At 59.5% G+C, this 26,127-nt stretch carries 26 protein-coding genes and 3 tRNA genes; 19 read left to right on the top strand and 10 right to left on the bottom strand.

Features of this window, described 5'->3' with window-relative positions:
* Positions 1 to 28 precede the first annotated feature (28 nt).
* A complete protein-coding gene (locus ACSV9I_RS04520; RefSeq protein WP_438327553.1) occupies positions 29 to 409 on the top strand; it encodes a hypothetical protein in 381 nt (126 codons plus the stop codon).
* Positions 410 to 451: 42 nt separating this feature from the next.
* On the opposite strand, the gene ACSV9I_RS04515 is transcribed toward ACSV9I_RS04520, so the two are convergent.
* A complete protein-coding gene (locus ACSV9I_RS04515; RefSeq protein ID WP_438327550.1) occupies positions 452 to 643 on the bottom strand; it encodes a hypothetical protein in 192 nt (63 codons plus the stop codon).
* Positions 644 to 1,007: 364 nt separating this feature from the next.
* A complete protein-coding gene (locus tag ACSV9I_RS04510) occupies positions 1,008 to 1,784 on the bottom strand; it encodes a hypothetical protein (RefSeq protein ID WP_438327549.1) in 777 nt (258 codons plus the stop codon).
* Between the two features lie 96 nt (positions 1,785 to 1,880).
* Here ACSV9I_RS04510 and ACSV9I_RS04505 point away from each other — a divergent pair, with 96 nt between their 5' ends.
* The 3 genes from ACSV9I_RS04505 to ACSV9I_RS04495 are packed head-to-tail and all read left to right on the top strand — an operon-like array spanning position 1,881 to position 4,170.
* The gene (locus ACSV9I_RS04505; RefSeq protein ID WP_438327547.1) at positions 1,881 to 2,168 is read left to right on the top strand and encodes a head-tail connector protein; all 288 of its coding nucleotides are present in this window, start codon (positions 1,881 to 1,883) and stop codon (positions 2,166 to 2,168) included.
* Between the two features lie 3 nt (positions 2,169 to 2,171).
* Positions 2,172 to 2,579, top strand: coding sequence for a phage terminase small subunit P27 family (locus ACSV9I_RS04500; RefSeq protein WP_438327545.1), 408 nt, complete (start codon positions 2,172 to 2,174; stop codon positions 2,577 to 2,579).
* Positions 2,548 to 4,170: a terminase large subunit gene (locus ACSV9I_RS04495; RefSeq protein WP_438327542.1), complete on the top strand. Its 1,623-nt coding sequence runs from the start codon at positions 2,548 to 2,550 to the stop codon at positions 4,168 to 4,170. The genes ACSV9I_RS04500 and ACSV9I_RS04495 overlap by 32 nt, the downstream gene beginning before the upstream one ends.
* Before the next feature lie 128 nt (positions 4,171 to 4,298).
* Here ACSV9I_RS04495 and ACSV9I_RS04490 read toward each other — a convergent pair whose 3' ends face one another.
* From ACSV9I_RS04490 to ACSV9I_RS04475, 4 genes are all read right to left on the bottom strand, one after another.
* Positions 4,299 to 4,643: a hypothetical protein gene (locus ACSV9I_RS04490; protein ID WP_438327540.1), complete on the bottom strand. Its 345-nt coding sequence runs from the start codon at positions 4,641 to 4,643 to the stop codon at positions 4,299 to 4,301.
* Between the two features lie 197 nt (positions 4,644 to 4,840).
* Positions 4,841 to 5,635: a hypothetical protein gene (locus ACSV9I_RS04485; RefSeq protein ID WP_438327538.1), complete on the bottom strand. Its 795-nt coding sequence runs from the start codon at positions 5,633 to 5,635 to the stop codon at positions 4,841 to 4,843.
* Positions 5,636 to 5,645: 10 nt separating this feature from the next.
* Positions 5,646 to 5,978: a hypothetical protein gene (locus ACSV9I_RS04480; protein WP_438327536.1), complete on the bottom strand. Its 333-nt coding sequence runs from the start codon at positions 5,976 to 5,978 to the stop codon at positions 5,646 to 5,648.
* Positions 5,979 to 6,094: 116 nt separating this feature from the next.
* On the bottom strand, positions 6,095 to 6,523 hold the full coding sequence (locus ACSV9I_RS04475) for a hypothetical protein (protein ID WP_438327535.1): 429 nt from the start codon (positions 6,521 to 6,523) through the stop codon (positions 6,095 to 6,097).
* 190 nt (positions 6,524 to 6,713) lie between these two features.
* Between ACSV9I_RS04475 and ACSV9I_RS04470 the strand changes: the two genes are divergently transcribed.
* Positions 6,714 to 6,887: a hypothetical protein gene (locus tag ACSV9I_RS04470; protein ID WP_438327533.1), complete on the top strand. Its 174-nt coding sequence runs from the start codon at positions 6,714 to 6,716 to the stop codon at positions 6,885 to 6,887.
* 6 nt (positions 6,888 to 6,893) lie between these two features.
* A tRNA-OTHER gene (locus tag ACSV9I_RS04465) sits at positions 6,894 to 6,970 on the top strand.
* Positions 6,971 to 7,083: 113 nt separating this feature from the next.
* Here ACSV9I_RS04465 and ACSV9I_RS04460 read toward each other — a convergent pair.
* Both ACSV9I_RS04460 and ACSV9I_RS04455 read right to left on the bottom strand, forming a co-directional pair.
* The gene (locus ACSV9I_RS04460) at positions 7,084 to 7,281 is read right to left on the bottom strand and encodes a hypothetical protein (RefSeq protein ID WP_438327531.1); all 198 of its coding nucleotides are present in this window, start codon (positions 7,279 to 7,281) and stop codon (positions 7,084 to 7,086) included.
* Between the two features lie 158 nt (positions 7,282 to 7,439).
* Positions 7,440 to 7,514 (bottom strand) — tRNA-Asn (locus ACSV9I_RS04455).
* 164 nt (positions 7,515 to 7,678) lie between these two features.
* On the opposite strand from ACSV9I_RS04455, the gene ACSV9I_RS04450 reads away from it, so the two are divergent.
* From ACSV9I_RS04450 to exoR, 9 genes are all read left to right on the top strand, one after another.
* Positions 7,679 to 7,966: a hypothetical protein gene (locus tag ACSV9I_RS04450; protein ID WP_197278389.1), complete on the top strand. Its 288-nt coding sequence runs from the start codon at positions 7,679 to 7,681 to the stop codon at positions 7,964 to 7,966.
* A 139-nt stretch (positions 7,967 to 8,105) separates the two neighbouring features.
* The gene (locus ACSV9I_RS04445) at positions 8,106 to 8,360 is read left to right on the top strand and encodes a hypothetical protein (RefSeq protein ID WP_438327529.1); all 255 of its coding nucleotides are present in this window, start codon (positions 8,106 to 8,108) and stop codon (positions 8,358 to 8,360) included.
* 202 nt (positions 8,361 to 8,562) lie between these two features.
* Positions 8,563 to 8,636 (top strand) — tRNA-Cys (locus ACSV9I_RS04440).
* 198 nt (positions 8,637 to 8,834) lie between these two features.
* A complete protein-coding gene (locus ACSV9I_RS04435; RefSeq protein ID WP_438327527.1) occupies positions 8,835 to 9,158 on the top strand; it encodes a hypothetical protein in 324 nt (107 codons plus the stop codon).
* Positions 9,159 to 9,315: 157 nt separating this feature from the next.
* The gene (locus tag ACSV9I_RS04430; protein ID WP_438327525.1) at positions 9,316 to 9,987 is read left to right on the top strand and encodes a protein-L-isoaspartate O-methyltransferase family protein; all 672 of its coding nucleotides are present in this window, start codon (positions 9,316 to 9,318) and stop codon (positions 9,985 to 9,987) included.
* 221 nt (positions 9,988 to 10,208) lie between these two features.
* Positions 10,209 to 11,258, top strand: a complete 1,050-nt coding sequence (locus ACSV9I_RS04425) for a DUF2497 domain-containing protein (protein ID WP_438327522.1) — start codon at positions 10,209 to 10,211, stop codon at positions 11,256 to 11,258.
* Positions 11,259 to 11,373: 115 nt separating this feature from the next.
* The gene (locus ACSV9I_RS04420) at positions 11,374 to 14,304 is read left to right on the top strand and encodes a valine--tRNA ligase (RefSeq protein WP_438327520.1); all 2,931 of its coding nucleotides are present in this window, start codon (positions 11,374 to 11,376) and stop codon (positions 14,302 to 14,304) included.
* 438 nt (positions 14,305 to 14,742) lie between these two features.
* Positions 14,743 to 15,879 (top strand): OmpP1/FadL family transporter, encoded by a 1,137-nt coding sequence (locus ACSV9I_RS04415; RefSeq protein ID WP_438327517.1) that lies wholly within the window; start codon positions 14,743 to 14,745, stop codon positions 15,877 to 15,879.
* 603 nt (positions 15,880 to 16,482) lie between these two features.
* Positions 16,483 to 17,226: an exopolysaccharide production regulator ExoR gene (gene exoR / locus ACSV9I_RS04410; RefSeq protein ID WP_054160033.1), complete on the top strand. Its 744-nt coding sequence runs from the start codon at positions 16,483 to 16,485 to the stop codon at positions 17,224 to 17,226.
* Between the two features lie 108 nt (positions 17,227 to 17,334).
* Here exoR and xth read toward each other — a convergent pair whose 3' ends face one another.
* The gene (gene xth / locus ACSV9I_RS04405) at positions 17,335 to 18,120 is read right to left on the bottom strand and encodes an exodeoxyribonuclease III (protein ID WP_438327515.1); all 786 of its coding nucleotides are present in this window, start codon (positions 18,118 to 18,120) and stop codon (positions 17,335 to 17,337) included.
* Between the two features lie 5 nt (positions 18,121 to 18,125).
* Positions 18,126 to 18,458, bottom strand: coding sequence for an iron-sulfur cluster insertion protein ErpA (gene erpA / locus ACSV9I_RS04400; protein WP_054160032.1), 333 nt, complete (start codon positions 18,456 to 18,458; stop codon positions 18,126 to 18,128).
* Between the two features lie 196 nt (positions 18,459 to 18,654).
* Here erpA and ACSV9I_RS04395 point away from each other — a divergent pair, with 196 nt between their 5' ends.
* From ACSV9I_RS04395 to nagZ, 4 genes are all read left to right on the top strand, one after another.
* A complete protein-coding gene (locus ACSV9I_RS04395) occupies positions 18,655 to 19,872 on the top strand; it encodes a deoxyguanosinetriphosphate triphosphohydrolase (protein WP_438327512.1) in 1,218 nt (405 codons plus the stop codon).
* Between the two features lie 58 nt (positions 19,873 to 19,930).
* Positions 19,931 to 21,691 (top strand): arginine--tRNA ligase, encoded by a 1,761-nt coding sequence (gene argS / locus ACSV9I_RS04390; RefSeq protein ID WP_438327509.1) that lies wholly within the window; start codon positions 19,931 to 19,933, stop codon positions 21,689 to 21,691.
* 65 nt (positions 21,692 to 21,756) lie between these two features.
* On the top strand, positions 21,757 to 24,897 hold the full coding sequence (locus tag ACSV9I_RS04385; protein ID WP_438327507.1) for an SPOR domain-containing protein: 3,141 nt from the start codon (positions 21,757 to 21,759) through the stop codon (positions 24,895 to 24,897).
* A 140-nt stretch (positions 24,898 to 25,037) separates the two neighbouring features.
* A complete protein-coding gene (gene nagZ, locus ACSV9I_RS04380) occupies positions 25,038 to 26,066 on the top strand; it encodes a beta-N-acetylhexosaminidase (RefSeq protein WP_438327505.1) in 1,029 nt (342 codons plus the stop codon).
* Positions 26,067 to 26,127: the final 61 nt, after the last annotated feature.

Below are 26,127 nucleotides of genomic sequence, written 5' to 3'. Positions count from 1 at the left end.
TCCTTTCCCATCATTCAAGGAGAATACCATGCGCGATCTCGCGAATAACATCAGCGCCGTCACCATCGTTGCGCCCGCCGTACTCACTGCCACCAACACCGCCAGCGGTATTGACCTCAAGGGCTTCAATTCCGCTGCCGTCGTCATCTCGACAGGCGCCATTGTTGGCTCCGGCAACTTCACTCCGAAGCTGCAGGAATCGGCGGACAACTCGACGTTTACGGACGTTGCCGCTGCCGATCTCGTCGGCACGTTCCCGGCAGCACTCGCCGCGGCCACCACATACAAGGTCGGTTATATCGGCCACCGCCGCTACCTTCGAACCGTGCTGACCCTTAACAGTGGCACGTCAATCGCGGCCAGCGCTGTCATCATTAAAGGCAACGCGGCTTCCAAGCCGGTAGCCTGACGAGCCAAGGCGGGGTCATCTTCCTAGGCCTTGGCTGAAGCCTCAACACCCGTTCCGCCCGCCGTTGGTCTTTTCACGGGACGGATGCAGCAAGTCGCGGGGTGGTGCCCGCAGCGTGGTGGCGGCCAGCGAGATGCTGGTCGCCAATACCATCATCACCTTCAACACAGCAGACACCGCGCCAGCCGTAGCAGTTATCAATCTGAAAAGGCTGGTTAATTCATCAAAATTCATCTCATCGTCCTCTCGATAGGTGATCTATCTATTAGGGAGGGGCAAATGGTCAATGTCATATGCCCGTGCGGCTTTGCCGTCCCTAAGGGCACGCGCTGCGATTGCCAGGTGCGCAATGCAGCGGCACGTCAGCGAGCCGCCGATGCAGCACGCGGAAGCGCGGCCAGCCGTGGTTATGATGGCAAGTGGGCCAAGGAGTCCAAGGCCTGGCTAGCATCGCTAGGTGCGCCACTGTGTGCCTGCGGCTGCGGCAAGCAAGCAAACATGGTCGACCACATCGAAGCCCCCAAAGGGGACAAGCGGCTCTTCTGGTCGCGCTCCAACTGGCAGCCGTATCACGACACGTGCAACCGCCGAAAGGCCATTAAGTCTGAGGGTGGTTTTGGGCGTTAAGCTTCAACAGCTCCCCAAACTCGTCGAATGTTTCTCGGTCAAGTTTGTACAGTACGTCGAACACGTCGCGTCGCCCCAATGCTTGAGAGGCAATACAGAATGCCCCTATGGCGCGCTGAAAATAATGACCGAACTGATCGACAGTCGAACGAAGAGGTGGATGATCGAAGTTAGATGGTACAGCGAAAGAAACGCCATCAAATGAGTCCATAGTGTGAATGGCAGCGCCATGGATGAAGCCTGAGAATACTTGCTCGATAACCTCTGTAACGTTGACATGTTTTTGCACGTCCGTTTTTCCGGAGTACGTTCTCGCAACGTAGGCTCGAATATCACTCCTAGAAACTCGGACCCGCTTAGCATTAGATGTCAAAACGTCGACCCCCTCGAACTGTTCTTGGAAAAGCTCAGTCAGATAGATTTCATGTCGCTTCTCGGGTGGATTGCCAAAAACAATCGGGCCCGCGAGAAAAAGAACGTCTGTCCCGACCTCGTCCATCACTCGCATTGAGGCGCCGGCATCCAGAGCGAGTCCATTGCTCAGAAGCAGGCGGAGAGCCTTCAGTGCGCTTAGCAATCTGACGCACTTGATCAAGATCGCCTGCTCTAAGGTCTTCTCCACAAACCGATAGTTCGGCCCTGTCGGCGTGTTCACTGTACGTGCTCGAGGAATTGAAATCTCTAGCTGATAAAGCGCCGCGTCCAATGCGGGGACGATTCGCCCCCACGCTGCTTTGTACTGTTCCACTTGCCACCCCCCGGTACGTCGTCAATTTCCCGCCGCTCGGCTTGGACCAGCGTGGGAGGCATCTTCGGTATTCACCCAATATAGGAATTTCATCCCATGTTCATGACCGTTGCCGAGGCAAGGGACCAACTCCGCGTGCTCGACGATGCCGATGACGAATTCATTGCGGCCAAGCTTGAGGCCGCCATCGCGCACCTCGAGCGGCTGTTGGGCTTTTCCATTGTCGAAGAGTACGACGCGCCGCCGGCCGACATCAAGCACGCAATCCTGGCCTTGATGGCCCACTATTATGAGAACCGCGAGGCGACCGGCGAGAACGTTTTCGAGGTGCCGATGGGTGTCTGGGACGTGGTGCGCGAGCGGCGCGCCTACGCGTGGGAGTGACCTATGGCCCGCGGACGTAAACCCGATTTCCTGACGATTGACGGCGCGCTCACCAAGGCGCCAGCCGCCCCGTCGTGGCTGCCTATACATGCCAAAGCCGAGTGGCGCCGCATCATGCCGCGGCTTGTGCAGGGCGGCCGGATTGCCAACCACGAGCTCTCCACGGTCGAGGACTATTGCCTCTGCGTGGCGCGCAAACGGGAAGCCGAAGCTATCCTGCAAGCTGAGGGGCTGACGTACCTATCGCCCACAGGCGAGCTCAAGCGCCGGCCGGAAACCACCATCCTCAAAGAAGCTATCGAGGCCAGCCGCCGGCTAGCCAGCGAGCTCGGACTCACGCCTGCAGCACGGGCTAAGAACAAGGGAGGCGCCGCAACAGATGACGATGACGACGCCCTCGGTAGCATCTAGTCACCCCGTCTGGCTCTTCGACGGTTCACACATTCCAGATCCGCACGGCAAGGGACAGCGCGCCATCGACTTCTTGCGCGCGTTGAAGCATCCCAAGAGCACTGCGCCTGGCCGCGCTTTTCAGCTAGACCGCTGGCAAGAGCGCCTAATCCGGCGCGTGTATGGTGACACCAAGCCGGACGGCACCCGCCGCATCAAGACCGTCTTTGCCCTCATTCCCCGCGGCAATCGCAAGACCACTCTCGGCGCTGCGCTTGCTTTGCTGCACCTTGGTCCTGAGCGCATCCCCGGCAGCCAGGTCGTGTCTGCAGCCGTCGACCGCGACCAGGCACGCATTGCGCTCGAAGAGATGAAGGGTGTCATCAACGCGCACCCTAAGCTCGAGGCTGCGTTCCGGGTGCAGGACACAAACAACCGCATCACCCACACAAAGACGTCAGCCTTCTATCGTGCCATGTCGGCTGATGCTGCCACGGCCCATGGGCGCACCCCAGTCTTTGCCTTGGTCGACGAGTTGCACGCCTGGAAGAAGCGCGATCTTTGGGACGCCATCAAGACCGGCCTTGTTAAGACGCCAGGCAGCCTTCTGGTGGTGACTACAACGGCCGGCATTGGCCATGAGAACATCGCCTATGAAACCTACAAATACGCCAAGGCCGTAGCCACCGGGCAAATCAAGGACGACGCCTTCTTGCCGGTCATCTTCGAAGCAGATCCGGAAGAAGACTGGCGCGACGAGGCAGTGTGGCACCGCGTGAACCCTGGCCTGTCGTGCAGCCCGCCATATCCGGACATCGAAGGCTTGCGCCAGATGGTGCGGGAAGCTGAGCACCGGCCGTCCGATCGCGAGATGATCCGGCAGCTGCACCTAAATGTGTGGCTTGATGGCGCAGCAAATCCGGAATGGTCGCTCGATGTCTGGGACGAGAACACAGGCGCGCTGGACTTAACCGAGTTGGAAGGTCAGCCCGCATGGATCGGCGTCGACCTCGCCAAGCGTATCGACCTATGTGCCGTCGCCATCGCCATCCCCATGGCTCACGATCGCATGGCCATCCACGTGCAGTCATTCTGTCCGGAGGGTGCCATCAGGCGCCGCACGGACGGCGTGCCCTATGCACTTTGGGTAGAGCAAGGCTGGCTGACCGCATGCCCTGGCGACACCATCGATCTTGATATGATAGAAGGTTACATCCGCTGCCTGTCCGAGCGTTTTCAGGTTGAGGAAGTCGCATTCGACAGGTGGCATGCGCAGGACATCATGAAGTCGCTCGAGGCCGACGGCCTGCCGGTGGCTGAATTCCCGCAGAATATCGCCACGTTCGCGCGGCCGGTCATCGACTTTGAAGAGTCAATGTTCAAGCGCCGTCTCGTCCATGGCGGCAATCCAATGCTGCGCTGGGCTGTTGGCAACGTCGTGCTCTATTCCGACGCAAGCGGCAACAGGCGGCCACTGAAAGAGCGGTCCATAGACAAGATTGACCCGGCCGTCGCGGCCATCATCGCAACAGGCAGAGCATCACAGGGCGCTTCGCTCCGGTCGTCCTATGACGACGCGGACCTTTCCGACCTGTCCATGTTTGCAGTTTGATCTACTGCTAAAGTGAACGCTTTAGGAGCTTCAGCGAATTGGCGAGAAATCTCTCAGTTGCGTTCTTTTAAGGCGAGGCAGATCCCTGCTCGATAGCTTTCAAGTTGTCGAGCAGGGATAGAGACGATTTAACCGATATCCGGCAGGCGACGCGGTTCCACTTCACGCTCACCCAAATCGAGCGTATCTACCGGCACGCCACGCGAAGCCATGCAAGCGCGCCATGCGGCTCCCTTGTCTGCGCCGAGTTCGACATACGGGAGGTCAACGCTGTCCATATGACCTGCCGTGGCTTTCGCATTCCACATAATGGAGCCCATCAGCTTCTTGGCGTCCTTTTTTGCGGCCACCTCGTCGGCGCAAGCGGAGGCGGTCGCCTCAACGTGCTCGTTGTAGGACGAAGCGCTTTTGCTTGCCTGGCAGCCAGAAAGGGCTAGAGCCATCGCGATAGGGGCGATGAGGTGATAATTCATTATGAAACACTCCAGTTGCTTACCGGCCCATTTATCTGGTTCAGCTTTTTGCTCGGTTAAGTAGAATTGTAAAATGCAACCTGAGCTTGATCTTGCGTAGTCGCCCCCTGTTTCAGGACTAACAACACACCAATAGGTGCAGCTCGGGGCGCTGATGGTGAAGGCGCGCCGAGTGATGAGAACGTGATCCGACGGGCTTAAATTTCGCCGTCTGCAACGGTCTTCGAAACGTCTTTTGACAATCGCTTCTTTCGGAAGTCAACCAACGCGCCTGGATCAGGGCTGTCTCCCACGATGGCCATAAGCCGCTTGAAGACGATTTCCTTATCCGAGAGCCACGTCGCGTATATCTTCTCCCACGCCTCGAACAACATGGCGATCTGCTCACCCGTAAGAGTGTCGGTGGAACCGCTCGGCCTCGTTAACAGAGTGGTGTATATGTCTACGACATCGTGTGCGGTAGACGGACCAAGGAGAGCCAGCTGACCAACGCTCTGCCTAAAGATAGGAGCCTCAAATGCTGCAATCTGATGAGATAGGTCGGCCACATTAGCCTTGCTGGTGCCGACCATGTCTTTGTAGACCTTGCGCTGGATGCCCAATAAAGGAAGGCGGTTGGTAACCTGTCCCGAAAGTACAGTGAGTTCAGCGGCCAGAGTCCCTGCTAAACCTTTTTTGTTGCGAAGCTCGCGCTCCAATTCCAGCCGGTTTTGGAGGTACGCTTGATGCTCGCGGGCCTCCCGATTTGCTTCGGCTTGCTCAACCGCGGAGCGGCGAAGGTTCTCAAATCCTTTGTCTGTTTGGAAGGCAATAGCTCCAAAGCCTATGGCCCCCGCAATAAGCGTAGCCCAACCTTGGTCAATTGAGGGGAAAGACAAACCGGCGGATACGACCGTTGTGAGCACAATCGCAAGCAGGGTTATTGCCAAAGCGGCGAGGGCAATTTTTAGGCTGAATGAATATCTATCGTTGTCGCGGTGCGGCTCTGTCATAGTTCATCGCTCATTTGCAGCCCTTCGCCTTCAACGCGTTCTTGATCGCCTGCACCTTGCCCTTGTTGACAGCAACCTGGCCTTCCTTGTCGCCGCCGAATGTCGATGACATCGGCACGCCGATTAGGAACACTCCGAACGCGTCGCCTGTCGCTGCGTCGTTCTGGGCTTTGGAAACGGCCGCCAGGTTTCGCTGCTCCTTGATGAGCTCCTGTGCCAGTTGCTCACAGCCTTGCCCTTGATAAGCCGCCATCGGGATGTCGACGGGCACGATTGCGTCTGGCCGCTTGGCGCACGACGACAGCGCGGCCAGTGCGGCCGCGGCGATGATTAGCTTCTTCATTGATGCTTCCCAGCATTGTTTCTGGACGGAACGTAAAGGACAGGCTGTGCAATGCAAAGTGGAAACTTCAGGTTGAAATCGCGCTCTGGCAATTTCTTCGCCGTCAAGAACGCCAGCTAGCCCATCCAAGAGGAGCCACCGCCACTCGGTCGCGCCGCTCTACGCTCGTCAGCCTTTTTCTGTCTTTCGGCAATGATCCCTTCCGCCCTCTCCGCATCGCCGTCTGGCAGTCGAACAGGAATACTGAATAAAACCCGGCTCGCATTTGATGATCTGTGCGCGCCGCCAGCATCTACGCCCTGTCCGAAGACTGCAACGCGAAGCCCACCTTTGCCCTCGCTCTCGGCACCAACCGAAACATCAAAATCAATACGAGTGAACACGCCAAACTTGCCGCGGTTAATAAGGTGACCCCCAAGATCCTTGGTTGCGCTTCCGCCATCCGTCGAAGCGTTCACGTTCTCCCCCAACGACCCAGCTTGGGCCTCGGAAATGCCTGCCAAAATCTGTTCGATTGTCTCTTTAATGAACTCCTTGAGCTCCATGCCAGCACTCCACCCCATAGTTGAGCCGCCACCATCCCACCACACGCGAAAAAAATCTAGCAGCTATGTCCTTGACCTCATTTTAGAGTTTTGACAAATTTGTAGAACAGTAGCAAAAACAATATCTTAGAATGTTGACGACCCTGATTTTTGGCGCCATGTTCTAGTCATCGAAACGGAGACCACGGACATGAACATGAAAAGACGCCTGGCAATCGACCCCGCCGACCTCGACGCCATCATGGACCGCATTGCCGAGAAGAGGCAGCAGCCGGTCGGCCACCTTCGCAGTCTCCAAACCGGCCAGGAGTGGCTGCAGGTTCGGGATGAAGATGGCCAGCTGCGGCAAGTGCCTTTGAACTAAACCAACGGCCCGCTAGCTCAACTGGAAAGAGCACCGGTTTTCTACCCTGGATGTTCCCCGTTCGATTCGGGGGCGGGCTTCCAATTTCACAGACAGCGCCGCGTAAGCACCACCTCGCGGGACTACCAATCCCACTGAAACGGCGCGGCCCGCTCTCCGCAAGGATTGAGCGGGCCAAATTCGCTGTAGTGCTGGCCTAATTGTCTGTTTTTTGCTGTTTTGCACCGGCACTCTTACCGTCGGAGCTCTTAGAACGCTCCTCAAAGCGGTCGGCGCCCTTTGCTAAATCCGACCCCTTCGAAGCCTCCGTTTTGCGCTCCTTGGCTTCTGCGCTGCTCTGAAGGCCTTTTGCGGCATCCTCGCCGGCTTTCGTCTCTGCGTTTTCGATTCCCATGCCTGATTCCTCCGTTGATCGTTTTCAACGAGTGCGGGGAGGGGAGGTTCCTGAGAGGATCACAAAATGATGGACGATCCAAAAGCGGGGAAGGATTGTGGGAAAAGAAATGCCCGCTTTCGGATTTCTCAACGAAAGCGGGCACTTACAAGAAAATATGGCTCCCCGGGCCGGATTCGAACCGGCGACCTGTCGATTAACAGTCGAATGCTCTACCGCTGAGCTACCAGGGAACAGCCGCTTGCGGCGGTGTGAGCGGGGTAATACTGATGCGCGTCGGATTTGCCAAGCGGTTTTTCAAAAAAAATGTCGTCTTCTTGTTTTATTTCGGTGGATCACCAACTCAGCCTTGCGCGTTGATAGCGCAAAAGGCTTGGTTTTCAGGAGTGTTCGACAGGTGTCCAAGGGATTTTACCGGCTGGATCATGCGCGTGGTCGATTGAAGCTCGGGTCTGTGGAGATCCCCGTGCCGAAGTCTCGCGCCGGACGCATTGCCGTCGGCTCGGCCTTTATCGGCGGCGGCGCGCTTGGATTTTTGCCCATACTCGGATTCTGGATGGTACCGGTCGGTCTGCTGGTCCTGTCGCATGATCTGTCTTCCGTCCGCCGCAGCCGCCGCCGCATGGCCGTATGGTGGAACAGGCGCAATGCGCCGAAGAACACGGACGCGCCGACATCACGATAAAAGGGCCGATACACGATTTAATTGCGCCCGACCTGTCAAATGCAAATGCGGGTGTATCTCTCTCTCTGTATGATTCGCAGTCTGTTGGAGTAACCGAACGGCGATGGGCCGTACCGGTTCCCGGCGATTGCGAGGAAAAATGCACTATGTGGACCAGGATGTCGGGACGTTGATCCTGACGCCTGCCGATCTCCAGATCATCACCCACGCCATGCTCTCCGTTGGAGCGACCGGCGCCGGTGCCGAGGCGATTGGCCATCGGGAGACCGTCGGAAAGGCGGTCATCCGTCTCTATACGGCCGGTATGACCGATCCCGACCTTTTGACGGATGCGGCAAGGATCATGGCCGCTACTCGTTTGCTCGATCACGCCCCCCGGCAGGAGGTTGCCTGATTCTGCCGGGGCACCATGGCGGAGGGGGCCGCATGTTCCCGGGGGGCAGGGTAGCGATCGTCCGCGATGCCTGCTGTCCGTGACCCACAATGCGTGGCGCGTCTCGTTGCGGACGAAAAGCGCTGGTTTTTGAAAATCCCTCTTGCGGTTTTTCTGGGATGGTTCTAAACGACCGCCACCACACGCACTTTTCTACTCGGATGGCCTCGTGGCGGAGTGGTGACGCAGAGGACTGCAAATCCTCGTACCCCGGTTCAATTCCGGGCGAGGCCTCCAAATCTTCCGATGTCCCTTTTGAATGGTGATAGTTGCAAGCGACGCTTTGTCGTTGAGGCAATGATCGGCCAAATTTGCGCCTAACCGGGCTCCAGGGCCCTCCAGATCGGATAGGCCCGATATTGGTCGAGCCATGCGCTTGCGGCAAAGGCTGGGCGCGCTAGAGGCTTTGCGATATCAACACGCGGAGCCTCCATCATGCGCAAACATCTTTCGCTTTCCCTCATCATTGCCCTTCTGTCGCCACTGGCCGCATCTGCCGAGAACCTGAACTTCACGCTGGAAAACGGCACGGAGAACATGATCGTGCAGTTCCATGTCTCGCCGGAAGGTGGCGGCAAGTCGGTCGAACTTCTGAAGAAAAAGGGCCTGTACGGCGGCAAGTCCCGCGCACTGACGATTTCCGACGACTCGGATGCCTGCGTCTACAAGATCCGCGCCGTTTTCGAGGACGACAGCTATTACGACGTGCGCGACAAGGTCGATTTCTGCGAGACGGGCAGCTACACAATCGGCAATTGATGACGCGCGATCAGGCGTTGCAACAGCCCCGTGCGACAGTTTTGCCGCATGGGGTTTCAGATAAACTGTTCGCCACAGCGCGGCCTGACTTGAAAGCCGGACGCCCTGCAATTAAGACACGGGGTGAAATACGACCGGCCACATGGGGCGACAGGACATGATCGATTACGAAGCCGCACGCATCAAGATGGTGGAAAACCAGATCCGCACGACGGATGTCACCTCGCATTCGGTACTTAATGCCTTTTTGAGTGTGCCGCGCGAAGCCTTCGTCGCCGCTGAGCTCAAGCCACTTGCTTATATCGACGAGGATCTGTTGATCTGTCCGGCGTCTGGCAACAATCCGGCCCGATACGTCATGGAGCCGTCGCCGCTCGCCAAGCTGTTGCAGCTGGCCGCGATCGGTCGCGATGACCTCGTCCTCGAAGTGGGCTGCGGTTCTGGTTATGCTGCCGCACTTCTGTCGCTGGTGGGGGGCTCGGTTGTGGCCGTCGAATCCGACGAGGCCCTGGCTGCCAAGGCGACCGAGACGCTGTCTTCGCTCGGCTATGACAATGTCGCTGTCGTCACCGGCAATCTTGAGGCCGGCTATCCGGCCGAGGCACCTTATGATGTGATCTTCGTCAACGGCGCTGTCGAGCAGATGTCGGCGGCTCTTCTCGATCAGCTGCGTGAGGGCGGTCGCCTGGTCGCGGTGGTCGGATATGGCAATGCCGCACGCGCCCGTCTTTACGTCAAGAATTCCGGCCAGGTCTCCTATACCGAGTACTTCAACGCTGCCGTGATGCCTCTGCCCGGCTTCCGCAAGGCTGCTGAATTCGTCTTCTGATCCGCGCCATCAGCGCGACAGTCGAGAGGCCCGCCACGTGCGGGCCTCTTTCGTTTTGGGCAACACAAAACTGTGCATCAGGAACGATCCCGGGCGAGTGTGACCTTTGCGTGATTTTTTTCCCAAGCGGCGTATCCTAGGGTACAGCGAATCGGTGCGGCTCCGCTCGCTGGCCGGACATTTTGAAGACACCGGATACCATGAAGACAACGGGGACAAGTATGGCTCAGCCAAGCGTAGTGCGTGAACCGTCTATGGAAGAAATACTGGCATCGATCCGCCGGATCATCGAAAGCAATGATCCTGCGACAGCCGGTGAGGTGGTTGACGAGCTTGACGGTTATTCGGCGGAGGCCATGGCAGCCGACGAGCGCGCGCAGGAAACAAGCTTCGATGCCCCGGTGTTTGCACCCGCAAACGATCTTCGGCCGAACCTCGCTTCGGAGCGTCCCGTGACATCTGATCGCCCGGCAACGTCCGAGCGGTCTGCCGCGCTGGAACGCATGATTGAACCGGCCCGCATGGAACCGGTGCGCGTCGAGCCTGCTCGCACGGAGCCCGTCCGCCAGGCGCTGACGCCGGCCGCCCCCGTCGAGGCGCCCAAGAGCGTTTCGCTTGCCGATCTGGCCGCACGCGTCCGACTGGCCGCCGAGCGCACCGAGCGCCCGGTGCAGCAGGCTTCTGTGATGGCCTCGCAACGCGGCGAGCGGCCAATGCCGAGCCAGGCGCCGAGGCTCTCTGAAATACGCGATGCCGAACGCCGGCCCGGCGAGGAGCTTCGCGCACAGATGAATGCAGCGCCGGCCATGGAACCGCCGCAAGTCTCGGAAACAATCGCACCTTCAATGCCGATTCTGGAGCCGCGCGCAGACGTGCCGCCCACACGGATCGCATCCGTTGAAGTGAAGATTGAGAAGGGTGAGCGTTTGTCTTTTGAAAATACCGCGTCGAGCATGGCGTCCCGTTCCGAGCCGGCTTTTGAGCCGGTGGCAGCCTGGAACCAGCCGGCCGAGGAAAAGATCGAGAGCAAGGTCGATGGTAACAGCGACCTTGCCGCACTGGTCTCCGTCGCGACCGTACAGCAGGTTTCCCGCTCCTTCTCCGATCTCGCCGCTGCCATTGATGGCCAGCAGCGCCGCTCGCTCGATGAAATGGCCGAGGACATGTTGCGCCCGATGCTGAAGGAATGGCTCGACGACAACCTGCCAACGCTGGTGGAGCGCCTCGTGCGCGAAGAAATCGAACGCGTCGCACGCGGCCCGCGGCGCTGATCCTTCATCCCATCGGGAATTGGGGGCCGCTCGCAAGAGCGGCCTTTTTTATTGACTTGGTTTTGCCAGTCCTATTTACCAATCCCCATCCAGAACTCGAAAATCCGGTCGGAAAATGCTCGAAAAGACCTATGATTCAGCCGCTGTCGAACCCAAGATCGCGAAAGCATGGGAGGAGGCAGACGCCTTCCGCGCCGGCGCCAACGCGAAACCGGGCGAGGACACCTTCACCATCGTGATCCCGCCGCCGAACGTCACCGGGTCGCTGCACATGGGCCATGCGCTGAACAATACGTTGCAGGACATCATGGTCCGCTTCGAGCGCATGCGCGGCAAGGATGTGCTGTGGCAGCCGGGCATGGACCATGCCGGTATCGCCACCCAGATGGTTGTCGAGCGCAAGCTTGCCGAAAACGGACAGAACATTACCCGCCGCGACATGGGCCGTGAGGCCTTTATCGAAAAGGTCTGGGAGTGGAAGGAAGAATCGGGCGGCCTGATCTTCAACCAGCTGAAGCGCCTCGGCGCTTCCTGCGACTGGTCGCGCGAGCGCTTCACCATGGATGAAGGTCTGTCCAAGGCCGTGCTCGAAGTCTTCGTCACGCTCTACAAGGAAGGCCTGATCTATCGCGGCAAGCGACTGGTCAACTGGGATCCGAAGTTCGAGACCGCGATTTCCGACCTCGAAGTCGAGAACAAGGAAGTTGAAGGCCATATGTGGCACTTCAAATATCCGCTCGCCGGTGGCGAGACCTATACCTATGTCGAGAAGGACGAGGACGGTAACGTCACGTTCCAGGAGGAGCGCAACTACATCTCGATCGCCACGACGCGGCCTGAGACCATGCTCGGCGACGGTGCCGTTGCCGTTCATCCTTCTGACGAGCGTTACGCCGCGATCGTCGGCAAGCTCTGCGAGATTCCGGTTGGGCCGAAGGAACATCGCCGCCTGATCCCGATCATCACCGACGAATATCCGGATCCGAAATTCGGATCGGGCGCGGTCAAGATCACCGGTGCGCATGACTTCAACGACTACCAGGTCGCCCGCCGCAACAAGATCCCGCTTTATCGTCTGATGGACACCCAGGCGAAGATGCGCGCCGATGGCGAGGATTATGCCGTCTACGCCGCGCGTGCGCTGGAAATCGCCAAATCTGGCGAACTGCCCAACGAGGCTGAGGTCGACGATATCAATCTGGTTCCGGAAGAGTATCGCGGTCTCGACCGTTACGAGGCTCGCAAGCGGATCGTCGATGCAATCAATGCGGAAGGTCTCGCCGTCACCACCAAGGATGATGAAGGCAACGATGTGCCTTACGTCGAATCTAAGAAGATCATGCAGCCCTTCGGCGATCGCTCTGGCGTCGTCATCGAGCCGATGCTGACCGACCAGTGGTTTGCAGACGCCAAGACGCTGGCCGAGCCGGCAATTGCTTCCGTTCGCGAAGGCCGCACCAACTTCGTGCCGAAGAACTGGGAAAAGACCTACTTCGAATGGATGGAAAACATCGAGCCCTGGTGCATTTCACGCCAGCTCTGGTGGGGCCATCAGATCCCGGCCTGGTACGGTCCTGACGGCCAGGTCTTCGTCGAGAAGACCGAGGAAGAGGCGCTGCACGCCGCCATCCAGCACTACATTGCCCATGAAGGTCCGTGGAAAGCCTGGGTCGAGGAGAAGCTTGAGAACTTCGCACCGGGCGAGATCCTGACCCGCGACGAGGACGTGCTCGACACCTGGTTCTCGTCTGCACTCTGGCCCTTCTCGACGCTCGGCTGGCCGGACAACACGCCGGAGCTGGCCAAGTATTACCAGACCGACGTTCTCGTCACCGGCTTCGACATCATCTTCTTCTGGGTCGCCCGCATGATGATGATGGGCCTGCACTTCATGAAGGACGAGGACGGCAATCCCGTCGAGCCCTTCCACACGGTCTATGTGCATGCGCTGGTTCGCGACAAGAACGGCCAGAAGATGTCGAAGTCGAAGGGTAATGTTATCGACCCGCTCGAGCTGATCGATGAGTATGGCGCGGACGCCCTGCGTTTCACGCTGGCGATCATGGCAGCTCAGGGTCGCGACGTGAAGCTCGACCCAGCCCGCATCGCCGGCTACCGCAACTTCGGCACCAAGCTGTGGAATGCGACGCGCTTTGCCGAGATGAACGGCGTGAAGGCGGACGCGAAATTCCTGCCCGAAACGGCGTCGCTTGCCATCAACCGCTGGATCCTCACGGAACTTGCGCGGACGGAACGCGACGTGACCGAGGCGATTGAAAGCTATCGCTTCAATGATGCGGCCAGCAGCCTCTATCGCTTTGTCTGGAACCAGTTCTGTGACTGGTATCTCGAACTCCTGAAGCCCGTCTTCATGGGTGAGGATGAGGCGGCGAAGGCCGAGGCTCAGGCCTGCGCGGCCTATGTGCTGGAAGAGACCTACAAGCTCCTGCACCCTTTCATGCCCTTCATGACCGAAGAGCTCTGGGCGCATACGGCGGGTGAGGGCGTCTCGCGCGACACGCTGCTCTGCCATGCAGCCTGGCCCGCTCCGGAGTTTTCTGACGAAAGCTCGGCCGCCGATATCAATTGGCTGATTGATCTGGTGACAGGCATTCGCTCGGCTCGCTCCGAGATGAACGTGCCGCCGGGGGCGACAGCACCGCTCGTCATGGTCGGCGCCAACGGCGTGACCCAGGACCGGGTCCTGCGTCACGATGCGGCAATCAAGCGGCTTGCTCGCGTGGAAACGATCACCCTTGCGGCCGAAGCGCCGAAGGGGGCAGCCCAGATTGTGATCGGTGAAGCGACGGCTTGCCTGCCGCTTGGCGCGCTGATCGATATCACTGCGGAGAAGGCTCGTATCGAAAAGGCGATCGGCAAGGTCGAGCAGGAGATGGGGCGCATCTCCGGCAAGCTTAGCAATGAGAAATTCGTCGCCAACGCCAATCCGGAGGTGGTTGCCGCCGAACGCGAGCGCCATCAGGAACTCGTGGTCCAGAAGGCGAGCCTTGAGACGGCGCTGCAGAGGGTTCTCGAAGCTCTTTGAGGCACGCCCCTCAAAAGGAATGGAATTCTAAACGCCGGGCTCTCTGAGTCCGGCGTTCTTCGTCAGAGAAACCCGCAATTCTGCCGGTCCTTATGCTGCGGTGCATATTGATTCAGCCCGATAAGCGGCTGGAATGACGATAAGATTGGCGTTTGCTGCAATTTACGGTGTTCATTCGCTGCCATTTTTACGAACAGTCTTACTGTGTCTGTCGTGCCACAGAATTCCAGCGCAAGGGTAAGATGTTCTAGGAATCTGCAGTATGCGGTGTTTTTTCGCAAATAATTTCCAACGCATGTCGTGAATGACGTGCACGTCAAATACGTTACGTAAAAATTTCGATATCTGTTCTTGGCAACCGGCGCGATCACGCGATTGTCAATCTGTCGCACATGGTTACAATCGCAAATCACAGTTTTGCCGGAATTGGGGAGAGACATGGCGAACCATCTAATGAAGACCACGGCCATCGGCCTGATCGCAGCCAGCGCATTCGTGGGAGGCGCGCAGGCTGGCGGCTGGAACCGGGGTGAGGCGGATACCGATATCCTGTTTGAGGATGGCGACATTGTCGCGCGCGGTGGCTACACGTTCGTTATGCCGAAGCGTGGCTACGATACTATCGACGGTGTTGCGGCAACGGATGACGATTTCTCGCAGAATTACAGCATTCCATCTTTCGCCGCGAAGGTGAAGGTGTCGGACAGGTTTGCTTGTGCCTTTACCTACACCCAACCGTTCGGTGCGGATGCGGATTATGGTGCGGAAGCTCAGGCGGCTGGTGCTGCAATCCACAAAGATTTCATCACCAATGAATATGCGTCCACCTGCGCGGTGAATATGGATGCCGGCATGGGGAAAGCCTACTTGCTCGGTGGCGTGTTCTTGCAAGATTTTGACTACACGGCAAATGCTGCTGCTGGTACTCTGCGTCTAGAAGATGACGCGGCATATGGATACCGCCTCGGTGTTGCTTATGCGATTCCGGAGTATGCGCTACGAGTTCAGTTGATGTATCGCTCGAAGGTTGAGCATGATGCTGATGAAGGTAGCTTCGATTGGAATGCTCCCGTGCCATTCGGGCTTCAAGACGCATTTGGTTACGGCACCTTGCCACAGTCTCTGAAGCTGAGTGTACAAAGTGGCGTCGCACCAGGTTGGTTGGTTTACGGTTCCATCAAGTGGACTGATTGGAGCGTTCTGGAATCCCTCAATTACAGCATCGGATATCCACCTCTGCCAAGCGGATACCTCCCGCAGGAAGACGTCTACAACTGGAAAGATGGCTGGACGGTTCAGGCAGGCGTTGGACATTCCTTCAATGAGAAGATCTCCGGCACCGTCAACCTGACCTGGGACAAGGGTGTCGACTCGGGCGCCGACATCTACACGGATACTTGGACCCTCGGTGCGGGCATTTTGGCGAAGGTTGGCCCCGGCGAGCTGCGCGCCGGTGCTGGCGTCAGCTACCTGACAAGCGGTAGTCAGTCGGTTGCCAATGACGCCACCTTTGACGCCACCGCGGACGGCGACTGGGCGTATGCGGTCACCGCATCCTACAAGGTCTCTTTCTGAGGTCTTCCTAAGCCTCTCGATCTTGAAGAAGCCCGGCTCTGTCCGGGCTTCTTTTTTGCCCGATGTCCAATCCATTAGCTTTCGCAAATGTGACGATTCTGCAACATTGCTCGGATCCCTTGTGGGACGGCTCTGCGGGGCGTTGCTTTTGTCTATTTCCCGCCACAAAGGAAGAGCACCGGTTGGATGCGGGGAACGGAAGTTCCGTTTCAGATGTGTGCGGCGTATCGAGTTAGAAAAGAGCCTCAGGGCATGATTAGGGTGCTGAATCCAGTGTTTGCGGTCGCTGTCGGGGAGCGGTCGGCAAAGGTTTCAGGCAGGGGAATGACTTCGCGAAAGCCAGTCCCAGTATTGCCGGAAATCCAGTCTACTTTCATTCCCATGGTTAAAACAGGATTGAACAAGAGGCCGTTCGGCATCGGCGGTGTTGCGCGACGTGAACGATTGTTTCACCCGTCGGCGTTTATCGTGACTTTGAGTGCGATGGCAGGTGCGGCCTCTGGTCATGTGAGGGCCATGCTGCCAGCGCGGATGACGGAAACCAGGAAGACAATGCCGTTGGGTCATTGGAAGAATTCTGCAGTCATTTGGGCCACCGCAGCCATGCTGCTGGCCGCGCCCGTCGCTGCACGTGCATTCGACCTGAATGCAGGTGTCAACAGCCAGTCCGGCCCCTTCGATCTCTTCAAGTTCGGCTTCAACGCCTACAAGAATGGCCAGAAGGAAGATGCCGTCGAGGCCTATCGCTACGCCGCTGAAAAGGGCCATACCGGGTCCCGCTGGGCGCTGGCGAACATGTACGAGGCTGGCGACGGCGTCGTGGAAAATGACTTCGAGGCCTTCAAGATCTATGCCCAGATCGCCAATCAGGGCGTCGAGCCCGGTTCGGCCGACACAGGCTTCTTCGTCAACGCTCTTCTGTCCCTGGCGCGCTACTATCGTAACGGTATTCCGGACACGCCGGTGAAGGCAGATCTCGCCCAGGCCCGCCAGATCTATTTCCAGGTTGCATCGACCTTTGGCGTGCCAGAAGCCCAGTTTCAGCTGGCGCGGATGATCCTTGCCGGGGAGGGTGGCAGCACCAACGTCCAGCAGGCAAAGAAGTGGCTCAACCTGGCGCGCAAAAGTGGGCATGCCGGTGCCATGTCGATCTTCGGCAATGTGCTCTTTGAAGAGGGACAGACCGTTCGCGGCCTGGCCTTCCTGACGGCAGCCCTCAGTCACTGCCATGCTGCGGATTGTCCTTGGATGCAGGACCTCCAGGAGCAGGCCTTCTCGCTCGCCAATGAAGAAGACAGGCGGGTCGCAGTGCTTCTGGCACCGCAGGTTTATAACGACGCCGAATGATCGGGAGATCATTCTGACAATGAAAAGGGGACGGATTGAATCCGTCCCCTTTGCGTTTTGGGACCGTCATCGAGATGCCGGCCATGATGGAGCGGCAGAGGGCTTTTGTCAGAAACCGAAATAGCCCAGGACAGGGACGTGGTCCGACGGCTTTTCCCAGGCTCGGACATGCTTTTCGATGGTCGCCGAACGCAGCCGGTCGGAGGCTTCGGGCGATAGCATCAGATGGTCGATGCGGATGCCATTGTTCTTCTGCCAGGCGCCGGCCTGATAATCCCAGAAGGAAAAGAGCGGTGCTTCGTCGCTTGTGGCGCGCACCGCATCGACGAAGCCGAGGTTTTCCAGCCTCCGGAATGCGGCCCGTGTCTGGGGCAGGAAGAGCGCGTCGGTGACCCACTGGCTAGGGTCCTTCGCATCATGCGGTTCCGGGATGACATTGTAGTCGCCAGCGAGGATCAGCGGCTCTTCAAGGGCCATGCGGTCACGCGCAAAGGCTTCGAGCCGCGCCATCCAGGCGAGCTTATAGGGGTATTTGACCGGGTCGTCAGACGGATTGCCGTTTGGCAGGTAGAGCGAGCAAACCCTAAGGACGCCACCCTCGACGGAAAACACGCCTTCGATGAAGCGGGCCTGCTCGTCGGTGTCGTCACCCGGCAGGCCGCGATTGACCTCGTCCGGCTTCATCTTGGAGAGAAGTGCGACGCCATTGAACCCCTTCTGGCCGTGGGTTTCGACATGATAGCCAAGCGCCTCGATCTCAAGGCGCGGAAAACCTTCATCGACCGACTTGATCTCCTGCAGGCAGGCGATGTCGGGGCTCGAATCCTTTAGCCACTGACACAGGTTCTCGATGCGCGCCTTGACGCCGTTGATGTTCCAGGTGGCTATTTTCATGACACTCACACGGAGAAGCTGGTGCCGCAGCCGCAGCTCGCCACCGCATTGGGGTTCTTGATCTGGAACGACTGGCCGAGAAGGTTGTCGACAAAGTCGATCTCGGAGCCTGCCATATAGACGATCGACATCGGGTCGATCAGCACGGTGGCGCCGTCGCGGGAAATAACGATGTCGTCGGACTGCGGTTCGCGGTCCAGGTCGAATTTGTAGGAAAAGCCGGAGCAGCCGCCGCCTTCAACCGAGACCCGGAGGCTCGATTTGTCTGTCTCGGCGGCGACGACAGCAGCGATTCGCTTGGCTGCGGCTTCGGAAAGGGTCACGGTTTCGGTGCTCATTCTGCCTCCTGCCGGATTCAAGGTCCGGTGAAAACTGTCATTATCGGCGAAAATCATTGATTTGTCATAGAATACAGCGATTTTCGTCGAGGTCATGGGTGCCGAAGACGGTTCGGGACCCGCATCGCCTTGCGGCTTCGTTCGCTATAGGTATGAAGGCATGGAAGTTGCGTCAATGGGGAGCGACCGCACGCGCATGACGATTGATAAATCAGCCCTTGGATTCGGCAGTGGCGAACGGGCGATCTACGCCACCAATCCGTGGGCCTCTCGCGGTCGCCTCTTTGCAGAGGGCGGCAGCCTGACCCGCTCCGATTTCCAGCGCGACCGTGACCGCATTGTGCACACCACGGCCTTTCGCCGGCTCAAACACAAGACACAGGTGTTCATCGGTCCCGATGGTGATCACTACCGAACGCGGCTCACCCATACGATCGAAGTGGCGCAGATCGCCCGTGCGCTGGCGCGTGCCCTGAAGCTCGACGAGGATCTGGCGGAAGGCGTGGCCCTGGTCCATGATTTCGGCCATACCCCCTTCGGTCACACCGGCGAGGACGCCTTGCATGAAGTGCTCGAGCCCTTTGGTGGCTTCGATCACAATGCCCAGTCGTTGCGGATCGTTACCAAGCTCGAACGGCGCTATGCCGATTTCGACGGATTGAACCTCACCTGGGAAGCGCTCGAAGGTCTGGTCAAGCACAATGGTCCGCTCTTGACCAAAGACGGGCAGGGGACGCGGGGCCCTGTTCCGCAGCCGATCCTTGATTATTGCGAGATCCACGATCTGGAACTGGCAAGTTTCGCCGGCCTCGAAGCCCAGGTTGCGGCCATTGCCGACGATATTGCCTATAACACCCATGACATCGATGACGGCTTGCGCTCCGGCTACCTGACTTTCGACATGCTGGAAGAGGTGCCTTTCCTTGCCTCGCTGATGAAGGAAGTGCGCGACCGCTATCCGCATCTGGACTCCGATCGTTTCACCCATGAGATCATGCGCCGACAGATCACCCGCATGGTCGAAGACGTGATTGGCGTGGCGCAGGAGCGGTTAAGGCGTGTCGACCCGCAGAGTGTCGAGGATATCCGGGCCGCATCGATGACGATTGCGACCTTTTCCGACACGATGGCCGAGACGGACAGGCAGATCAAGAAACTCCTGTTCAGCCGCATCTACCGGCATCCCGACATCATGCGCATCCGGGCGGCCGCAGCCCAGATCGTCACGGATCTGTTCAATGCCTACATGGCCGATCCAAAGCTGATGAAGAGCCACTTCTGGGTCAACCATATTTCCGGCCTGAACGACGGCCAGAAGGCGCGCCATGTCGGAGATTACCTTGCCGGCATGACCGACACCTATGCGGAGCGCACGCACCGGGAGCTGTTTGACCGGACTCCCGATTTGCGATAGTCAGCCGACAAATTCTGAAGAAACGCAGGTGCTCGGCACCTGCGCGCAGGGGCACGACATGAACCTTTTCGCCGATTTCGAAATCCGGATCAAAGCAGCGCTCGATGAGATCGACGCCGTGCGCGAGAAGCGCGACAGCCTTGATTTCAGCCGTATCGTCGTCGAGCCGCCGCGTGATGCGAGCCATGGTGATGCTGCGACCAATGCGGCCATGGTTCTCGCCAAGGGCATGGGCATGAACCCGCGCGCCCTGGCCGATCTCATCGGTGAACAGCTGAAGCGGGATCCCGATGTGGCCGAGGTCGGCGTTGCCGGCCCGGGCTTCATCAACATCCGTCTCTCAGTCGATTACTGGCAGCGTTTGCTGGCGACCGTCATCCGGGAGGGCACCGATTACGGCCGCTCGTCGGTCGGAAACGGGCGCAAGGTCAATGTCGAATATGTATCGGCCAACCCGACCGGCCCGATGCATGTCGGTCATTGCCGTGGCGCCGTCGTTGGCGACACGCTTGCCAACCTGCTCGCTTTTGCCGGTTATGACGTAACCAAGGAATATTACACCAACGACGCCGGCTCGCAGATTGATGTGCTGGCGCGTTCGGTCTTCCTGCGTTACCGCGAGGCGCTCGGCGAGACGATCGGCGAAATCCCGGCTGGCCTCTATCCGGGCGATTATCTGGTACCCGTCGGGCAGGCGCTTGCCGAAGAGTATGGTGTGAAGCTGCACAGCATGCCGGAAGACGAGATGCTCGCAATCGTCAAGGAGCGGGCCATCGCTGCGATGATGGCGATGATCCGCGACGATCTTGCCACCTTGAACGTGCATCATGACGTGTTCTTCTCCGAGCGCACGCTGCATGCCAACAATGCCGCCAAGATCCGCACTGCGATCAATGACCTGACCTTCAAGGGCCATGTCTATCGCGGTACGCTGCCGCCGCCGAAGGGGCAGCTGCCGGAGGACTGGGAAGATCGTGAGCAGACGCTGTTCCGTTCGACCGAAGTCGGTGATGACATTGACCGGCCGCTGATGAAGTCGGACGGCTCCTATACCTATTTTGCCGCTGACGTTGCCTACTTCAAGGACAAGTTCGATCGCGGTTTCAGCGAAATGATCTATGTGCTCGGCGCGGACCATGGCGGTTATGTGAAGCGGCTGGAGGCGGTGAACCGCGCTGTGTCGGAAGGCAAGTCGAAGCTCACCGTACTGCTTTGCCAGCTGGTCAAGCTTTACCGCGATGGCGAGCCGGTGAAGATGTCGAAGCGTTCCGGCGACTTCGTCACGCTGCGCGAGGTCGTGGAAGAAGTGGGACGGGATTCGGTGCGCTTCATGATGCTCTACCGGAAGAGCTCCGAGCCGCTTGATTTCGACTTTGCCAAGGTCACGGAACAGTCGAAGGACAATCCGGTCTTCTACGTTCAATATGCTCATGCGCGCTGCATGTCGGTCATCCGTCAGGCGGGCGAAGCCTTCCCGGACCTCGATCTTGCCAGTCTCGATCTTGCCGACGCCGTCATTGGCCGCATCGCGGACCCGGCTGAGTTGCAACTCGTCGCCAAGCTCGCCGAATATCCAAGGATAGTCGAGGCTGCAGCGCAGTCACAGGAGCCACATCGCCTCGCATTTTATTTGCATGATCTCGCAAGTTCGTTGCATGGTCATTGGAATAAGGGCAAGGATTCGCCGGAATTACGTTTTGTTAACGATAAAGATAGAGAATTGACCATCGCCAGGCTTGGGCTGGTGCATGCTGTCGCTTCGGTGTTGAAGTCTGGACTTACGATCACCGGTACTGACGCTCCTCTCGAGATGCGATAGTCTTGTCACCAATTCCCCACATTGCACTGGCAAGCGTCATGTCGCGTGAGTAAGTGGAATAGGTAATGGTACACAAGCAGGCTGCAAACAGCATGGGCTCGCAGGGCGACGGCTTCGCCGACGACGACCCGTTGGCGGAGCTTGCCCGGATCGTCGGTTTCGACCAGCCTCAGCGACGCGAACCGCCGCGCGAGCCTTCATTGGATGTTGCGTCAGGTAGTGCCGAGTTCAACCTGGAAGACGAGTTGATGGGCGAGTTCGACGGCTACGTCGAACCTGTTGCTCGTTCTTACAGCGAAGATACATTCGTCGCTGCGTCTGAACCGGTAGTCCGTCATGCGGATGAGCCGTCGTGGCAGGCCGACGTGCGGCGCGAGGAGCCCCGGTTTGCATCCGAGGCCCAGGCAGCACCCGAGCCCCTCTTCGATGCCGCACCCGCTGAAGCATACTTCGCCCCCGAGCCGCATCAGAAGGTGGCAGCGCCTGCTTTCGATGTCGAGCCGACGGGCTATGCTGCGCCAGATGCCTCCTATTCTGTCCGCCGTGATGCCTATGACGCGCCGCAGGTCGAGGCGCAGCCGACGCATTACCGCTCGCATGCCGAGCCGGCACCTGTCGCGCATGTTTCTCAGCGGAGCGATTTTAGCGCGGCTGCACCAGACTATGGTCACTCGGATCCCTATGGATTTGATGCTGACTTCGAGCCGGCCAGCTATGCTGTTTCGCCAGCCAATGAGCCATCTCAGCCCATCGATCTCGCTGATGAACTTGAAATGGCGGTGTCGGAACCCTTTGCACCTGTGGCTGCACCGCAGGCAGAACCACCAAGGCTGCGCTTGCCCCTGGCCAATTTCCAGGTCGCCGCCCGGCGGGTGGAGCCCCCTGTGGCGACGCCACCTGCGGCCCAGCCCCCGGCTGCACCATCGTCCGCTTTGCCCCTCTCCGTAGATGCTCCGCTTGTGCAGCCGGTGGTGCCGCAGGTCGACGTCAAGGTCGATCCGCTTGCATTCGACTGGTCGCAGGTCGCGGCAGGTCCCGTCGAGCCCGTGCCGAGGATTGCCCCGGAGCGACCAGTCCAGGCTTCCGTCGAGCCGCCCATGGCGCTCGCTGCACCGAGCCGCAACGAGATCCCGGTCGAAAACGACCCGGTCTTCTCCTTCGACTTCGCTCAGCAACTGGCAGAAGCCGAAGAGTTCGATCAGCGACCTGTGGCAACGATCGCACCGTCGAGGGCTGAGCCTTTGGTGGCAGCACCGTCGGCCACCTTTGCTTCGCTGGATGTTGATCCCTTCGTCGATCAGGAGTTCGAGCTCCAGCTTGACGAGCTGGATATTGACCTTTCCGACATTGAGCCGGTCGCCGCGCGGCCCGTGCAGCCAATGCTGGCGGCACCACAGATCCTGTCGGCCCCTGCGATCGAAGCCCCGCGCACGGTTCACCCGTCGGATACACGCACCTCCTCTGTCGCACCGACGCTGGCGACGGCCACCATGCAGGCATCTGCACGCTTGGAGCCTGACTTCGCGGCCATGCGTGTCCAGCCGGTTCAGCCGACTGTTACGCAGCCGGTGCAGGCGTCTTTCGCCCCGGTGGCATCTGTCTCGGTCTCGCCAAGAGGCCTGGACCTTGAGCAGGACATCGGCTTCGATCCGGCTGAGATCGCCGAGCAGGACGATATGCTCGAGACGATCGCGCCCATGGATGTGCCGGAGGTGCCTGTTGCCGAAAGCCAGCCTCATGTCGCGGCTACCAGTGATTTCGACCTTGATCTCGATGCTGAACTTGCGACCCTCCTCGATGAGCCGGTCGCAGCGCCGCCGCAACAGCCTGTCGCCCTGGGTGCAACATCACCCGTTCAGGCCGCCGATGCCGGACGCACGGCCGGTCCGCTGGATGAGTTCGAAGCTTTCGAAAAGGCACTGGAAGAGGATTTCCGCACCGCCATGACGCCGGCGGCGCCGGTTGAGCGGCCCAATCGCGGCCATATCCAGATCGCCGGACACGGGCAGGGCAGCTATCGCAAGATCAAGCCCTACCTGATGGCCGGCACGGCCGCAGTATTGCTGCTGGCGGGCGCTGGTGGGATCTATGCCTGGCTTGGAAGCGGGGCGGTGGGCTCACTGGGCGGTGGCGAACCGGTGGTGATTGCCGCCGACAAGACGCCGACGAAGATCGTCCCGGAAGATCCGGGCGGCAAGACCGTGCCCAATCAGGACAAGGCGGTTTATGATCGCGTTGCCGGTAATGGCAGTGATGATCCGACGCAGCCAAACCTGATCTCCTCTGAAGAACAGCCGATGGACGTGGTTCAGCGCACGTTGATCCCGGAAAACTTGCCGATGGAAGGCGAGAACGATTTCCTTGGCACGCCGGTTGGCGAGACGGAAGATCCGCGCCTGCTCCCGGAAGGCCAGCAGGCCCAGACGGCGGCGGCCGAAGATCCGGCAACGATCACCCCGCGCCGGGTGCGCACGATGATCGTCCGACCGGATGGAACGCTGGTGGCGCAGGAAGTCCCAGCAGAGCCTGAGGCGTCGCCGCTCCAGGCCGCCACGAAGACCGGCGTTCTTGCCGCGCCGTCGGTTGCGAACGAAAACACCGGCAATGACATCAACACGGTCGCAGCCCGTTCGGTGACGCCGACAGCTGAGACACCGGCACCCGCGGAAACGGCACAGGCGTCTCCGGCGGCGAGTGCTGCAGCACAACTGGCCGCAGCGACGGAAGCTCAGGCCCAAGCCCAAGCCCAAGCCCAAGCCCAGGCGCAGACGGAAACGGCTGCCGCGACGCCGACGGCTTCCTCCGCCATTCCAACGAGCCGCCCGGCCGAACAGCCGGTCAACATCGTCGGGACGGTCACGGATCAAGGCAATCTGCGCCCGGCTCAGCCCGCGACCGCACAGGATACGGTGCCAACGCAGACGGCGGCTGTGTCAGCCTCGCCGGCGGAGACTGGTGCTGCCGGCAGCTATGGCATCCAGATCGCATCTCTGCCCAGCCAGGCTGATGCGGAGCGCAGCTACCGCAATCTGACGTCGCGTTTCGGCAGTATCCTCGGCGGCAAGCCGCATGAGATCCGCGAGGCGGCCATTCCGGGCAAGGGCACCTACTACCGCGTCCGTATTCTCGCTTCGTCGCGTGATGCAGCCGTGGCGCTCTGCGAGCAATATCGTTCGGCCGGGGGCTCCTGCCTCGTGTCGCGGTGATTGCAAACGCCAGTTACAGGCATTCGGGAGGCGGGCATCATGTCCCGCCTCTTTCTTTATCCACATCTTTTCTGTGTATGATTCGGCCCGCGTGCTTCGTGCCGCTTCGGCTTTCTTCGTCAGCCCCTTAAGGTTTCTCCATGACCGCATCGCATCGTCCCGCCAAAGCCATGATCCTCGGTTGCCTCGGCCAGCGCCTGTCCGCTGACGAAAAGGCATTTTATCGCGATGAACAGCCTTGGGGCTTCATTCTTTTCGGCCGCAATATCGGCGAGGCGGAGCAGGTGAAGGATCTGGTGGCGGAGATGCGCGACACCGTCGGCGGCGGCGCTCATGTTCCCGTGCTCATCGACCAGGAAGGGGGGCGCGTCCAGCGCATCCGCGAACCGATCGCGCCGCGTTATCCCTCGGGCGCTCAAATTGGCGCTCTCTATGCGGCAGATCGCGAGAAGGGGCTGCGTGCCGCCTGGCTCCTGTCGCGCCTGCATGCCTTCGACCTCTACCGCCTTGGCATCAATGTCGATTGCCTGCCCGTGCTCGACGTGCCGATTGCGGGTGCCAGCAATGTCATCGGCGACCGCGCCTATTCCAACGATCCGCATGTGGTGGCGGCGATCGGTCGGGCGGCCGCAGATGGCCTGAAGGCGGGTGGTGTGCTGCCCGTAATGAAGCACATTCCGGGCCATGGTCGCGGCATGGCCGACAGCCATCACGATTTGCCGGTGGTCACCGTCCCGCGCTCTGAGCTGGAGGCGCATGATTTTGTGCCTTTCCGCGCCTTGTCGAGCGAACTCATGGGCATGAGCTGCCATGTCGTCTATACTGACATCGACCCTGATCACCCGGCATCGACCTCGCGCATCGTGACCGAGGAGATCATTCGCACGGCGATCGGCTTCGAGGGGCTGCTGATGTCGGACGATATTTCAATGAATGCCTTGAAGGGCACGATCGGCGAACGCGCGCAACGCATTGCGCCGGTGCTGGATGTCGTGCTCCATTGCCATGGTCACATGGACGAGATGAAGGCGGTCGCCGCCGCTGTTTCCGAACTGTCGGGCAAGGGGCGCAGCCGTGCGGATGCCGTCGAGCAAGCCTTTGCGACGCCTGACGATGCCGATGAAGCGGCTCTGCGGGACGAGTTCCAGTCATTGATGGCGGCCTCCTGATGGCACGCGGCCCGGTCCTTCCGACGATTGTCAACAGGCCGAGCAATGCCGAGGCGGTCAC

The sequence above is a fragment of the Rhizobium sp. G187 genome (assembly GCF_051549525.1).
In the GTDB taxonomy this organism is placed as follows: Bacteria; Pseudomonadota; Alphaproteobacteria; order Rhizobiales; family Rhizobiaceae; genus Allorhizobium.
Note: the sequence above shows the minus strand (reverse complement) of the source record. Positions and strands in the feature narration are given on the sequence as shown.

Bases quoted from the DNA above. Each gene is read 5' to 3' on its own strand.
- ACSV9I_RS04520 (WP_438327553.1), top strand. From the start codon at position 29: ATGCGCGATCTCGCGAATAACATCAGCGCCGTCACCATCGTTGCGCCC.
- ACSV9I_RS04515 (WP_438327550.1), bottom strand. From the start codon at position 643: ATGAATTTTGATGAATTAACCAGCCTTTTCAGATTGATAACTGCTACG.
- ACSV9I_RS04505 (WP_438327547.1), top strand. From the start codon at position 1,881: ATGTTCATGACCGTTGCCGAGGCAAGGGACCAACTCCGCGTGCTCGAC.
- ACSV9I_RS04500 (WP_438327545.1), top strand. From the start codon at position 2,172: ATGGCCCGCGGACGTAAACCCGATTTCCTGACGATTGACGGCGCGCTC.
- ACSV9I_RS04495 (WP_438327542.1), top strand. From the start codon at position 2,548: ATGACGATGACGACGCCCTCGGTAGCATCTAGTCACCCCGTCTGGCTC.
- ACSV9I_RS04490 (WP_438327540.1), bottom strand. From the start codon at position 4,643: ATGAATTATCACCTCATCGCCCCTATCGCGATGGCTCTAGCCCTTTCT.
- ACSV9I_RS04485 (WP_438327538.1), bottom strand. From the start codon at position 5,635: ATGACAGAGCCGCACCGCGACAACGATAGATATTCATTCAGCCTAAAA.
- ACSV9I_RS04480 (WP_438327536.1), bottom strand. From the start codon at position 5,978: ATGAAGAAGCTAATCATCGCCGCGGCCGCACTGGCCGCGCTGTCGTCG.
- ACSV9I_RS04475 (WP_438327535.1), bottom strand. From the start codon at position 6,523: ATGGAGCTCAAGGAGTTCATTAAAGAGACAATCGAACAGATTTTGGCA.
- ACSV9I_RS04470 (WP_438327533.1), top strand. From the start codon at position 6,714: ATGAACATGAAAAGACGCCTGGCAATCGACCCCGCCGACCTCGACGCC.
- ACSV9I_RS04460 (WP_438327531.1), bottom strand. From the start codon at position 7,281: ATGGGAATCGAAAACGCAGAGACGAAAGCCGGCGAGGATGCCGCAAAA.
- ACSV9I_RS04445 (WP_438327529.1), top strand. From the start codon at position 8,106: ATGCACTATGTGGACCAGGATGTCGGGACGTTGATCCTGACGCCTGCC.
- ACSV9I_RS04435 (WP_438327527.1), top strand. From the start codon at position 8,835: ATGCGCAAACATCTTTCGCTTTCCCTCATCATTGCCCTTCTGTCGCCA.
- ACSV9I_RS04430 (WP_438327525.1), top strand. From the start codon at position 9,316: ATGATCGATTACGAAGCCGCACGCATCAAGATGGTGGAAAACCAGATC.
- ACSV9I_RS04425 (WP_438327522.1), top strand. From the start codon at position 10,209: ATGGCTCAGCCAAGCGTAGTGCGTGAACCGTCTATGGAAGAAATACTG.
- ACSV9I_RS04420 (WP_438327520.1), top strand. From the start codon at position 11,374: ATGCTCGAAAAGACCTATGATTCAGCCGCTGTCGAACCCAAGATCGCG.
- ACSV9I_RS04415 (WP_438327517.1), top strand. From the start codon at position 14,743: ATGGCGAACCATCTAATGAAGACCACGGCCATCGGCCTGATCGCAGCC.
- exoR (WP_054160033.1), top strand. From the start codon at position 16,483: ATGCTGCTGGCCGCGCCCGTCGCTGCACGTGCATTCGACCTGAATGCA.
- xth (WP_438327515.1), bottom strand. From the start codon at position 18,120: ATGAAAATAGCCACCTGGAACATCAACGGCGTCAAGGCGCGCATCGAG.
- erpA (WP_054160032.1), bottom strand. From the start codon at position 18,458: ATGAGCACCGAAACCGTGACCCTTTCCGAAGCCGCAGCCAAGCGAATC.
- ACSV9I_RS04395 (WP_438327512.1), top strand. From the start codon at position 18,655: ATGACGATTGATAAATCAGCCCTTGGATTCGGCAGTGGCGAACGGGCG.
- argS (WP_438327509.1), top strand. From the start codon at position 19,931: ATGAACCTTTTCGCCGATTTCGAAATCCGGATCAAAGCAGCGCTCGAT.
- ACSV9I_RS04385 (WP_438327507.1), top strand. From the start codon at position 21,757: ATGGTACACAAGCAGGCTGCAAACAGCATGGGCTCGCAGGGCGACGGC.
- nagZ (WP_438327505.1), top strand. From the start codon at position 25,038: ATGACCGCATCGCATCGTCCCGCCAAAGCCATGATCCTCGGTTGCCTC.